Below are 12,165 nucleotides of genomic sequence, written 5' to 3' on the forward strand. Positions count from 1 at the left end.
CGCATCAAAGATGGTGCCGGGAGCGAGAATCGAACTCGCACTCTGTTACCAGAACCAGATTTTGAGTCTGGCGCGTCTACCAGTTCCGCCATCCCGGCTTAGCCCACATTTCTCACCATGATCCGCGGCAAGACGCGTGGGCCGAATGAAGGGCCGTAGTATACCCGAATCTTGGTGATCGGCAAGTCGCCGTCGGGGTGAGAAACTGGTACCATCGCCCGCCATGCAACGCAGCGATTTTCATTACGATTTGCCCCCGCGGCTGATCGCCCAGCACCCCTTGGCCGAGCGCGGCGCCAGCCGTTTGTTGGTGCTCGACGGTATGACAGGTGCGCTGGCCGACCGTCGCTTCGCGGATATCGTCGAGTATCTGCAGCCGGGCGATGTGCTGGTCTTTAACGACACCCGGGTCATTCCGGCACGTTTGTTCGGCAACAAGGAAAGCGGCGGGCGCGTCGAGGTGCTGGTAGAGCGCATCCTGGACGCACACCGGGTGCTGGCCCATGTGCGTGCCAGCAAGGCACCCCAGCCCGGCACCCGCCTGCTGCTGGAAGACACAGTCGAGGCCGAAGTGACGGGGCGTCGCGACGACCTGTTCGAGCTGTGCTTTCTGGATCAGCGCCCGGTGTCGGAGATCCTCGAAGCGGTGGGCCACATGCCCCTGCCACCTTATATAGAGCGTGCGGACGAGGCCGACGACCAGCGCCGCTATCAAACCGTCTATGCCCGTCGCCCCGGCGCCGTGGCGGCGCCCACCGCGGGGCTGCATTTCGACGAGGTCCTGCTGGAACAGCTGCGCGCCCGGGGCATCGAGACCGTCTTTGTCACCCTGCATGTAGGCGCGGGTACCTTCCAGCCGGTGCGCGTGGACGACCTCGCTGAACACAAGATGCACGCCGAATATGTGGAGGTCAGCGCCGCCGCCGCGGCAGCCATCAAGCGGGCGCGCGCCGCCGGCGGGCGGGTAGTGGCGGTGGGGACCACCGCGGTGCGCAGTCTTGAGGCGGCGGCACATAGCGGCGTGTTGCAGGCCTTCAGCGGTGAGACCCGGCTGTTCATTACGCCCGGCTATCAGTTCAAAGCGGTGGATCTGCTGATTACCAACTTCCACTTGCCGGAATCAACGCTGTTGATGCTGGTCTCCGCCCTGGGCGGCTATGCGCAGGTCATGGCGGCCTATGCGCACGCGGTGGACCAGGAATATCGGTTTTTCAGTTACGGCGATGCCATGCTGGTGATGCCGGCGCCGCAGGCCTTGGCGGGACAATGAAAGCCAAGCTATGAAATTCGATCTATTGACATCAGACGGCGCGGCCCGGCGCGGTACATTGAACTTTGCGCGCGGCACGGTGCAGACCCCCGCCTTCATGCCGGTGGGCACCTACGGCACGGTGAAGGCCATGACGCCGGAGGAACTGAGCGAGCTGGGCGCCGAGATCATCCTCGGCAACACCTTTCATCTCATGCTGCGCCCCGGTACCGAGATCATCCGCGCCCATGGCGATCTGCACGATTTCATGCATTGGCAGGGTCCCATTCTCACCGACTCGGGTGGTTTTCAGGTGTTCAGCCTGGGCGAAATGAGAAAGATCACCGAGGCCGGGGTTACCTTCCGCTCGCCGGTCAACGGCGACAAGGTGTTTCTGGATCCGGAGCGTTCCATGCAAGTGCAGCGTGCGCTGGGCGCGGACATCGTCATGATCTTCGATGAATGCACCCCCTATCCGGCCAGCGAGCAGCAGGCGCGCGCGTCCATGGAGCTGTCGTTGCGCTGGGCCGCACGCAGCCGCACGGCCCACGGCGACAATCCCGCCGCCCTGTTCGGCATCATCCAGGGCGGTATGTATCCCGAGCTACGCGCCGTTTCACTCGACGGCCTGGTCGAGATCGGCTTCGACGGCTATGCCATCGGCGGTCTGTCGGTGGGGGAGAGCGAGGCGGAGCGCATCATGATCCTGGATCATCTGCAGCCCCGGTTGCCGCTGGACAAGCCGCGCTACCTGATGGGGGTGGGACGGCCCGAGGACATCGTCGAGGCCGTGCGCCGCGGTGTGGACATGTTCGACTGCGTCATGCCGACGCGCAACGCCCGCAACGGCCACTTGTTCACTCAGCAGGGCGAAATCCGTATCCGCAACGCCCGCTACGAACACGACACCCGGCCGCTGGACGAGGCCTGCGGCTGTTATACCTGCCGCAACTACAGCCGCGCCTACTTGCGTCATTTGGACAAGTGCCGCGAGATCCTCGGCTCGCGCCTCAATACCATCCACAATCTCTATTACTATCAGGAATTGATGCGCGACTTGCGAGACGCCATCGAGGCGGGCGAGCTGGAAGACTTCGTCACCCGATTCTATGCCAAACGGCTGGCGGGTATGTCATAATGTGCGCCTTTATTTGCCGCGCCCCGGGGCGGAAACAATTCTGTAAGCAAACACTTGGAGAACAATAATGAGTTTCTTTATCTCTGACGCCATGGCCCAGCAGGCCCCCGCCGCAGGCGCCGGCGAGCCCGGCATGATCAACTTCATCTTCCTGATCGTGCTGTTTCTGATCTTCTACTTCCTATTGCTGCGGCCGCAGATGAAGCGCGCCAAGGAACACAAGAAGATGACCGAGGCGCTGGCCAAGAACGACGAAGTGGTCACCAGCGGCGGCATCGCCGGCAAGATCGCCAAGGTGGACGACAGCTTCATCACCCTGCAGATCGCCGAAGGGGTCGAGGTGCAGGTGCAGAAAAACGCCATCAGCTCCCTGTTGCCCAAGGGAAGCGTGAAAGTCTGATCGATAACACAGCAAGTTTGGGGCAATGCCAATATGATTAATCAGTACCCGTGGTGGAAAAATCTGCTGATCGTCGTCGTGATCGCGGTCGGCGCGCTGTATGCCTTGCCGAACCTTTACGGCGAGGATCCGGCATTGCAGATCTCGTCCAGCGGCGCCGCCGATATTACCGATATCACCCTTGCCGATGTGCGCGGCGAGCTGCAGCGCAGTGGTATTGATCCGGTCTCTATCGATCTCGAGCCGCAAGGCTTGGTGGTGCGCTTTGCCAACACCGAAGATCAGCTCGAGGCACGCGACCGTCTCGGTCTTGCCATGGCGGATGATTACACGATTGCCCTGAACCTGGCGCCGGCCACTCCCGATTGGCTGCGCAAGCTCAACGCCCTGCCCATGTACCTGGGTCTGGATCTGCGCGGCGGTGTGCACTTTTTGATGGAGGTGGATACGGATGCCGCGGTAGAGATGGCGGAAGAGCGTTATGTCGATGACTTCCGCGCACTGTTGCGTGAAAACCGGGTGCGTTATCTGACCGTCAGCCGCACCTCCGAGGACGGGGTGGATATCAAATTCCGCAGCGCCGAGGAGCAGCAGCAAGGCCTGAGTCTTATCCGCAAGGAGTTTCGCAACCTGCTGTTGGATGACGAGCAGCGCGGTGACGCCTTCTATGTCAACGCCCGCCTCTCGGAAGACGAGATGCGCGAGACACGCAAGTTCGCCGTACAGCAGAACGTCACCACCCTGCGTAACCGCGTCAACGAACTCGGCGTCGCCGAACCGCTCATCCAGCGCCAGGGTGAAAACCGCATCGTGGTGCAGTTGCCCGGGGTGCAGGATCCCGCCCGCGCCAAGGAGATCCTGGGCGCAACGGCGACCTTGGAATTCCGCCTGGCGGACGAGGGCGGCAATGTCCAGGACGCCCTGGCCGGGCGTGTGCCGGCCGGTTCCAGGCTCTACAAGGAGCGCGGCGGCAATCCGGTGTTGCTGAAGAAGAGTGTCATCATCACCGGCGACGCTATCACCGATGCCGCCTCCGGGATTGATTCGCGCGACGGCAGCCCGGCGGTGTTCATCACCCTGGACGGCAAGGGCGCCAAGAAGATGCACAACGTCACCAAGGAGGCGGTGGGCAAGACCATGGCGGTGGTGTTCATCGAGCAGAAGACCGACACCAAACGGGTCGGCGATGAGCTGGTTAAGACTAAGCGCAAGGTGGAGGAGGTGATCAGCCTGGCCACCATCCGCGAGCCGCTCAGCAAACGTTTCCAGATCACCGGCCTGGACAACACCGATGAGGCGCGCACCTTGGCCTTGCTGCTGCGCGCCGGTGCCCTGTCCGCGCCCGTCGAGATCATCGAGGAGCGCACCGTCGGCCCCAGCCTGGGGCAGGACAACATCGAAATGGGCTTCAAGTCGGTGGTGATCGGCTTCGTGCTGGTGCTGATCTTCATGGCGATCTACTACAAGATATTCGGCCTGGTGGCTAACCTGGCATTGACCTTGAATCTGGTGCTGATAATCGCCGTGCTCTCCATGCTGCAGGCCACCCTGACCCTGCCCGGTATCGCCGGCATCGTGCTCACCGTGGGTATGGCGGTGGATGCCAATGTACTGATCTTTCAGCGCATCCGCGAAGAGCTGAAAAACGGCAACTCGCCCCAGGCCAGCATCCATGCCGGTTACGGCAAAGCGGTATCAACCATCGCCGACGCCAATATCACCACCCTGATCGCGGCGGTAGTGCTGTTCGGCTTGGGTACCGGTCCCATCAAGGGCTTCGCCGTAACCCTGTCCATCGGCATCATCACCTCCATGTTCACCGCCATTATGGTGACCCGCGCCGTGATCAATGTGATCTATGGCGGCAAGCGGGTCGCCAAGCTCTCTATTTGAGTCGGGAACGGAACCAGAATTTAGGACGCAAACGATGAACAACCTGGCAGCACAGAACACTATCGATTTCATGAGTCGGCGCAATCTGGCATTGGCATTCTCCGCCGCACTGCTGCTGGTGTCGATCGCCTCGCTGGCCCTGCGCGGTCTCAATCTGGGCATCGATTTTACCGGCGGCACCCTGGTGGAGGTCGGTTATCCGGACACCGCCGATCTCACCGAGGTGCGCGCGGCGCTGGAGGCGGGCGGCTTCGAAGGAGCAGTGGTACAGCACTTCGGCACCTCGCAGGACGTGCTGATCCGGCTGTCGCCCAAGGTGACCGAGGGCTCGGCCGATATCAGTACTCGCATCCTCACCACCTTGCAAGGCGGTGGGCAGACGGTGGACCTGAGGCGGGTGGAATTCGTCGGGCCGCAGATCGGCGACGAGCTCACCGAGGATGGCGGCCTGGCCATGTTGGCGGCCCTGTTCGGTGTTTTGATCTATGTCTATTTTCGTTTCGAGATCCGTTTCTCGCTGGGGGCGGTCATCGCCCTGATCCACGACGTGGTCATCACTATGGGTATTTTCTCGCTGTTTCAGTTCGAGTTTGATCTCTCGGTGCTGGCGGCGGTGCTGGCGGTGATCGGCTATTCCCTCAACGATACCATCGTGGTCTACGATCGTGTGCGCGAGAACTTTCGCAAGATGCGCAAGGGCACGCCCCTCGACATTGTTAATCGCTCCATCACCCAGACCCTGTCACGGACCCTGGTGACCTCCTTGACCACCCTTTTGGTATTGTTTGCCTTGTTTGTCTTTGGCGGCGAGATCATTCACGGCTTTTCCCGGGCGCTGATCATCGGCGTGGTGGTGGGGACCTACTCGTCTATCTACGTGGCCAGCAGCGCGGTGCTGATGCTGGGCGTGAGCAAGGCCGACCTGATGCCGGTGGAGAAAGAGGGCGCCGAGCTGGATAATGTTCCGTAGTTAGCGTCGCCGGGCGGGTCGAGAAGCGCCGCGTCGAACTGCACATCAAAGAATAAAACCAGTACGGCGCGTCATCACCGCGGGCCGGGTGTTTCACCCCGGGCTAATGGTTCGCGGCCCCGTCTTGCGCCCGATTCAACGCAGCGGCGAGATCACGACTCAGCGCGCCGACACAGCGACTCAATGCCCGTACCCGTGCTTCATAGTCGCCGCTGTCGGCGTCAATCACGTATTCGCGACTTTGCGGCGGATAGCGCATTTTCCTGCTGGGTTCGCTGAGTTCCCAGCGTGCGCTGAGCCGCGCGTGGTTCTGGGTGTTGACATCGAAGCGCCCGACCTTGAGACGTATCTGCACATCGGGTTGTACGCCCGAGTGCCAGGGATAGGTGTACACCTCCGCGTCGGGTATGTGCGTCGCCAGGGCCTGCGCCAGCACGCGCGCGAAATTGCTTTGCAGGGGCTCGGCCCAACGATGATATTCGGCCACCTGCAGGCTGTTGTCGCCGCTGCTGATGACGATTTCGTTACGGTCCAGGTAGGCCGGAAAATCGATGGGACCGAGACCGACAACGAGACGGTTCGGTGTCTGGATGGATGAGCTCGGCGCCGCGCTTGAACTGAGCAGGTAGTAATTCGAGGAGGGGGTGGTGCCGCAGGCGGCGAGGGCGCCAAGCAGTGTCAGCAACAGTGTGATACGGGCAGTGCGCATTATCGCTCTCCGGGATCGGGTTTGCCTTTTAACAAGGCCTCGGGATGCCTTTCCAGGGTGTCCGCCAACAGGCGTAGTGAACGGGCGGTCTTGGCCGCTGCCTCCAGGGCCTGGGTAAGCTGGAAATAGACCTGCGAATCGGGTGCGATGAGATTGCCGGCGGCGTCGGCAGCGGCCTGTATCTCGGCCAGGGTCGTGGCGGCGCTTTGGCTGAGGCGCTCGGCGTCGTCGTGCAGACGCCCGACCAGTCGAGTCGAGTCGTCGACCAAGACCTCGCCCGAGGCTATCAGCGCGCGGCTGGAGGCCAGCGTTGCGCGCATGTCGTCCAGCGTTGCGCGCAAATCGGCGGAGACCCGCGCCGCTTGCCCATCCAGTTGCTGGGCCAGGCGGCCGTATTGTTGCAATGTGGTGTCGAGCCGGGCGATGGCCTGGGGCAGGTCTTGGTTGTTGACCAGCTTGTCGATGCCGGCGATGGCGCCGGCAAAGTTGTCCAGCACCTGGTCGACGGGAAAGTCGTCCAGTTTGCGCGTCAATTGCTGGATTGGCGTGGGTATGGTGGGGATCTCTTGATATTGATCGACCGCGCCGACCAGTTCGATCGGCTTGTCCGGATGCATATCGAGCTGGATGGAGAGTTGGCCGGTGAGCAGGCTTTGCGTCTGCAGCTGGGCACGCAAGCCCTGCTGCACCATGTCGTCCATGCGCTGGACGCGCAGGGCGGTCATGTCCTCGCCGCTGATGAGTTTGACGCGTTGTACTTCCAGTTCGACATAGACCGGAATCATGACCTTCAGGCTGTCGGGGTCGAGCAGCAGGCCGATGTCGCTCACCGTGCCGATCTTGACGCCGCGAAAATAGACCGGCGCCCCCATGTCCAAGCCCTTCACCGAGCTGTCGAAAAACATGACAAAGCGATGTTTGTCACGTAATAAACCGCTGCCGAACAGTAAGGCCGCGGCCACGGCCAGGATGGCGGCACCGACGATGAACAGGCCGATGATGGTGGCATTGGCGCGCCGAGTCATACATTCTCCCGGTTGAGGAAGGCGTGCACGCGTGCGTCGTCGCAGGCGCGCTGGAGTTGTTTCGGATTGCCGCTGGCGATCATGGTCTTGGCCTCCGCGTCGAGGAAGATTGAATTGTCGCCGATGGCGAAGATGCTCGCCAGTTCATGGGTCACCACCACAATAGTAGTACCAAGATTGGCGCGCAGTTCAAGGATCAATTCATCCAGGCGGCGTGAGTTGACCGGGTCGAGGCCGGCCGACGGTTCGTCAAAAAACAGGAGTTCCGGGTCCAGCGCCATGGCGCGCGCCAGGCCGGCGCGCTTGCGCATGCCGCCGCTGATCTCGGCGGGATACAGCTCCTGGCAGCCGCTCAGGCCCACCAGCGCCAGCTTATAGTCCACCACATCGCGGATCTCCGCCACGCTGAGCTGGGTGTTTTCGTTCAGCGGCGTGGCGACGTTTTCAGCCAGGGTCAAGGAGCTGAACAGGGCGCCGCTTTGGAACAGCACGCCGAAACGGCGTTTGATCGTTTCCTGTTGCCCATGGCTGGCATGGCTGAACTTGCGTTGCTCGATAAACACCTCGCCCGTGGCTGGCGCTTGTAGTCCGATGAGATGACGCAATACGGTGCTCTTGCCGCTGCCGCTGCCGCCCATGATAATGAAGACCTCACCGCGCTGCACGCTGAATGTGAGCCCCTGCTGAATGATGCGATCGCCATAGGCGGCGGTAAGATCGCGCACTTCGATATGGGGGGCGCCGGCCATTAGATGCCCAATTCCTGATAGATAATGGTCATGATGGAGGCGGTAATGACGATGAAGACGATGCTAGTCACCACCGCCGAGGTGGCGGCCTGACCCACTGCGGCGGCGCTGCGGCGACACTGGATGCCGCGCAGGCAACCGGCGATGGCAATACAGATGCCGTAGACCACGGCCTTGCTCAGCCCGACCAGGATATGATTCAGATCCATAATACGCAGAGTCTGGACGTAATACTCGAAGGCGCTGATATCGAAGACGGTGATGGCCACCGCCATGCCGGCCAGGATGCCCACCAGGTCGGCATACAGAGTCAGCAGCGGGATCATCAGCACCAGGGCCAGCAGGCGCGGTATGACCAGGTATTCAATGGGCGAGATGCCCAGGGTCTTAAGGGCGTCGATCTCTTCGTTAACCTGCATGGAGCCGATCTCGGCGGCATAGGCGGCGCCGGTGCGACCGGCGATAATTACCCCCGTCATCAGGGCACCCACCTCGCGCACCATACCGATGCCCACCAGGTCGGCGATGTAGATTTCGGCACCGAACAAGGCCAGCTGATTGGCGCCCATGTAGGCCAGGATCAGGCCCACCAGAAAACTGATCAGCGAGACGATGGGCAGGGCCTGTGGCCCGACGCCCTGGAGCAGCAGGCCGAGATCGACGCGGCGAAAGCGGGCCCGGCCGCGCAGGGTATTGAGCAGGGCGATGCCGCAGTCGCCGATAAAGCGCAGCGCCTTAGGGGTGCCGTACCAGAAGTCAATAGTGGTCTCGCCGACGTAGTTCAGTACCGAGTCGGCGTCGTAGGGCTCGTCTTCGCCATCGCGGTGGGGCGGCGCGTCGGCCAGCTCCAACAACCGTCGCGCACCGTCGGGCAGGCCGCTTTCATCCACCTCCACGCCGCGCGCCCGGCAGTGGTGGATGAGATTGCGCAGCAGCACCGCCAAGGACGTGTCCCAAGCCTCCAGGTCGCGGCTGTCGAAGCTGATGCGTTTGACCGGGGCGTGGGCGTCGATCTGCGCCAACAGGGCGTCGACACGCGGCATGCCGCGTTGCAGGCGCCATTCACCCGCCAGCCGCAGTTGCAGTCCTTGATCTGCTTGCGGCTGCAGTTGGTAACTCCATGTTGACGACGTGCTTGACTCCATGCGCTCCCGCGGTCCTGTCCCGTATTTCTCATCACCCTTCTACCACGTGCCCTTGACCCGTCTCGCCACGAACGGTGAGAAATCCGGGCCAGGCATTTGTTCTGATTGTAGCGTACTGGTTGTAGCACAGCGGCCGGTGCCGACCCAACGCGCCCCTTTCGAGGCGTCGCCGAGCCGGTATAATAGCCGGCTTTATCGCAATCAGGGCACGCCACGGAATAATGAGTAACAGCGAACCACGCCAGGACCAGGGCATCGAATATCTGCCGCTCAAGAGCTTCACCGAGAAGGCCTATCTCGATTACTCCATGTACGTCATTCTGGACCGCGCCCTGCCCAATATCGGCGACGGCATGAAGCCGGTGCAGCGGCGCATCATCTATGCCATGTCCGAATTGGGGTTGTCGGCCAGCGCCAAATTCAAGAAGTCGGCGCGCACCGTGGGTGACGTGCTGGGTAAGTTTCACCCCCATGGCGACTCGGCCTGTTACGAGGCCATGGTGCTGATGGCGCAGTCCTTTTCCACCCGCTATCGCTATGTCGACGGCCAGGGCAACTGGGGCTCACCGGATGATCCCAAGTCCTTCGCCGCCATGCGGTATACCGAATCGCGCCTGGCGCCCTACGCCGAACTGCTGCTGAGCGAGGTCTCCCAGGGCACGGTGGCGTGGGTGCCCAACTTCGACGGCACCCTGGAGGAACCGGCGGTGCTGCCGGCGCGCGTGCCCAACGTGCTGCTCAACGGCGCCACCGGCATCGCTGTGGGCATGGCCACCGATATCCCACCGCATAACATGCGCGAAGTGGTGAGCGCCTGCATCCGCCTGCTGGAGGACCCCAAGGCCGATCTGACGGCGCTGTTGGAACATGTGCAGGGGCCGGACTATCCCACCGAGGCCGAGATCATCACCCCGCGCGCGGAGATCAGAAAGATGTACGAGACGGGCGGCGGCAGCATCCGCATGCGCGCCGTCTATGAGCGCGAGGAGGGTGACATCATTATCACCGCCCTGCCGCACCAGGTCTCCGGCGCCAAGGTGTTGGAGCAGATCGCCGCCCAGATGACGGCCAAGAAGCTGCCCATGGTGGAGGACCTGCGTGACGAATCGGACCACGAGAATCCCACCCGTCTGGTGGTCACGCCGCGTTCCAACCGCGTGGATATCGAAGGGTTGATGTCGCACCTGTTCGCCACCACCGACCTGGAACGCACCTACCGCGTCAACTTCAATCTCATCGGCATCGACGGCCGGCCCCAGGTGAAGAATCTGAGGCAGATTGTGCAGGAGTGGTTGGAGTTTCGCACCGAGACCGTACGCCGTCGTCTGCAGCACCGCCTGGATAAGGTCAATCGCCGTCTGCACCTGTTGGAAGGTCTGCTGGTCGCCTTCCTCAATATCGACGAGGTGATCCACATCATCCGCACCGAGGACGAGCCCAAACCGGTGTTGATGAAGCGTTTCGAGCTCTCCGAGGCGCAGACCGACTATATCCTCGACACCAAGCTGCGCCAGCTGGCGCGCCTGGAGGAGATGAAGATCAGGGCCGAGCAGGAGGCGCTGGCCAAAGAGCGCGATAATCTGGAGAAGACGCTCAAATCCAAGCAGCGCATGAAGACCCTGATCCGCAATGAGCTGACGGCCGACGCCGAGAAATACGGCGATGCGCGTCGCTCGCCCATCGTCGCCCGTGAGGCGGCCGAGGCCATGAGCGAGACTGATCTGGCGCCCGCCGAGCCGGTCACCGTGGTGCTCTCGGAGAAGGGCTGGGTGCGTTCGGCCAAGGGCCACGACATCGATCCCATCAGTCTCAACTACAAGTCCGGCGACGGTTTTCTCTCCGCGGCGCGCGGCAAGAGCAATCAGCTGGCGGTGTTCATCGATTCCACCGGCCGTTGTTATGCCCTGCCAGCCCACAGCCTGCCCTCGGCGCGCGGCCAGGGCGAACCGCTCACCGGGCGCGTCAGCCCGCCGCCCGGCGCCACCTTCGTCGCCGTGATGATGGGCAACGATGATGACCGCTATCTGCTGGCCTCCGACGCCGGCTACGGCTTTGTGGCGAAACTGGGCGATCTGATTGCCAAGAACAAAAACGGCAAGGCCATCCTCAACGTACCCAAGGGTGCCAGGGTGTTGCCGCCGGTGCCGGTGAAAGAGGTTGAATCGGATGTGGTGAGCGCCATCACCACCGAAGGGCGTATGCTGGTGTTTCCGCTGAGTGAGCTACCCGCGTTGAGCAAGGGCAAGGGCAACAAGATCATCAGTATCCCCTCGGCGCGCGTCGCCAACCGCGAAGAGTACGTGGTGGCCATTAACGCCGTGCCTGAAGGTGAAAAACTGACTCTGTATTGCGGTCAGCGCCACACCTCGTTAAAGCGCGCCGATCTGGAGCACTATCACGGCGAACGCGGTCGGCGCGGCAACAAGCTGCCGCGCGGTTTCCAGAAGGTGGACCGGACCGAAGTGGCGTAGCGGGGTTTCGCCGGCCGGACTTTCTGCTACAGTAAGCCCCCTGAACACATTGCGGACACATGCCGTCATGAGAATCGCGCCAAGGGCGCCACTGGTCTATTTGCTGTTGCTGTTCAGCCTGCTGTCATTGCAGGCCGAGCAGTTGCATGCCGCCGCCCATGATGATGGCGCGGAGTGCCAGATTTGTCTCCATGCCCTCCAGGCGCAGAAGAGTCTGCATGTCGGCGCGACAGCAGTACCGTTACCTTTGCCGCTTACCGACCAGGTAAGCGCTGCGCCAGCCCTTTCCCCTTATCGACAGCTGCCGCGTCGCTATTATCGCAGTCGTGCCCCGCCCGTTTACACCTCGTTTCTTTAGCGCCAGTCAAATTTAATGATTCAACGCCGGTTGCCGTGTGTTCGGCAGCCCTTGCTAT

Annotated in this window: 10 protein-coding genes and 1 tRNA gene; 6 read left to right on the forward strand and 5 right to left on the reverse strand. The window is 62.1% G+C overall.

Annotated elements, in window-relative coordinates:
- Positions 1–11: 11 nt before the first annotated feature.
- Positions 12–98: transfer RNA gene (locus tag Tel_05110), tRNA-Leu, on the reverse strand.
- Positions 99–223: 125 nt separating this feature from the next.
- Here Tel_05110 and Tel_05115 point away from each other — a divergent pair.
- From Tel_05115 to Tel_05135, 5 genes are all read left to right on the forward strand, one after another.
- Positions 224–1,270: an S-adenosylmethionine:tRNA ribosyltransferase-isomerase gene (locus Tel_05115; protein ALP52575.1), complete on the forward strand. Its 1,047-nt coding sequence runs from the start codon at positions 224–226 to the stop codon at positions 1,268–1,270.
- Positions 1,271–1,280: 10 nt separating this feature from the next.
- Positions 1,281–2,387: a queuine tRNA-ribosyltransferase gene (tgt, locus tag Tel_05120; protein ID ALP52576.1), complete on the forward strand. Its 1,107-nt coding sequence runs from the start codon at positions 1,281–1,283 to the stop codon at positions 2,385–2,387.
- Positions 2,388–2,454: 67 nt separating this feature from the next.
- Positions 2,455–2,787 carry a hypothetical protein gene (locus Tel_05125; GenBank protein ALP52577.1) on the forward strand — a complete coding sequence of 111 codons (333 nt, stop codon included), beginning with the start codon at positions 2,455–2,457 and terminating at the stop codon, positions 2,785–2,787.
- A 36-nt stretch (positions 2,788–2,823) separates the two neighbouring features.
- Entirely contained in the window at positions 2,824–4,680 is a 1,857-nt protein-coding gene (gene secD / locus Tel_05130) for a preprotein translocase subunit SecD (protein ID ALP54743.1), read from the forward strand.
- A gap of 34 nt (positions 4,681–4,714) precedes the next feature.
- Positions 4,715–5,650 (forward strand): preprotein translocase subunit SecF, encoded by a 936-nt coding sequence (locus Tel_05135; protein ALP52578.1) that lies wholly within the window; start codon positions 4,715–4,717, stop codon positions 5,648–5,650.
- Between the two features lie 103 nt (positions 5,651–5,753).
- On the opposite strand, the gene Tel_05140 is transcribed toward Tel_05135, so the two are convergent.
- The 4 genes from Tel_05140 to Tel_05155 are packed head-to-tail and all read right to left on the reverse strand — an operon-like array spanning position 5,754 to position 9,278.
- Entirely contained in the window at positions 5,754–6,359 is a 606-nt protein-coding gene (locus tag Tel_05140; GenBank protein ALP52579.1) for a hypothetical protein, read from the reverse strand.
- Positions 6,359–7,384 (reverse strand): hypothetical protein, encoded by a 1,026-nt coding sequence (locus tag Tel_05145; protein ALP52580.1) that lies wholly within the window; start codon positions 7,382–7,384, stop codon positions 6,359–6,361. The genes Tel_05140 and Tel_05145 overlap by 1 nt, the downstream gene beginning before the upstream one ends.
- Positions 7,381–8,133, reverse strand: a complete 753-nt coding sequence (locus Tel_05150) for a polyamine ABC transporter ATP-binding protein (GenBank protein ALP52581.1) — start codon at positions 8,131–8,133, stop codon at positions 7,381–7,383. Before Tel_05150 ends, Tel_05145 begins: the two co-directional genes overlap by 4 nt.
- Entirely contained in the window at positions 8,133–9,278 is a 1,146-nt protein-coding gene (locus Tel_05155; GenBank protein ALP52582.1) for a hypothetical protein, read from the reverse strand. The genes Tel_05150 and Tel_05155 overlap by 1 nt, the downstream gene beginning before the upstream one ends.
- A 221-nt stretch (positions 9,279–9,499) precedes the next feature.
- Between Tel_05155 and Tel_05160 the strand changes: the two genes are divergently transcribed.
- Positions 9,500–11,749: a DNA topoisomerase IV subunit A gene (locus Tel_05160; GenBank protein ALP52583.1), complete on the forward strand. Its 2,250-nt coding sequence runs from the start codon at positions 9,500–9,502 to the stop codon at positions 11,747–11,749.
- The last annotated feature ends 416 nt before the right edge of the window (positions 11,750–12,165 follow it).

Source organism: Candidatus Tenderia electrophaga, from assembly GCA_001447805.1.
In the GTDB taxonomy this organism is placed as follows: Bacteria; Pseudomonadota; Gammaproteobacteria; order Tenderiales; family Tenderiaceae; genus Tenderia; species Tenderia electrophaga.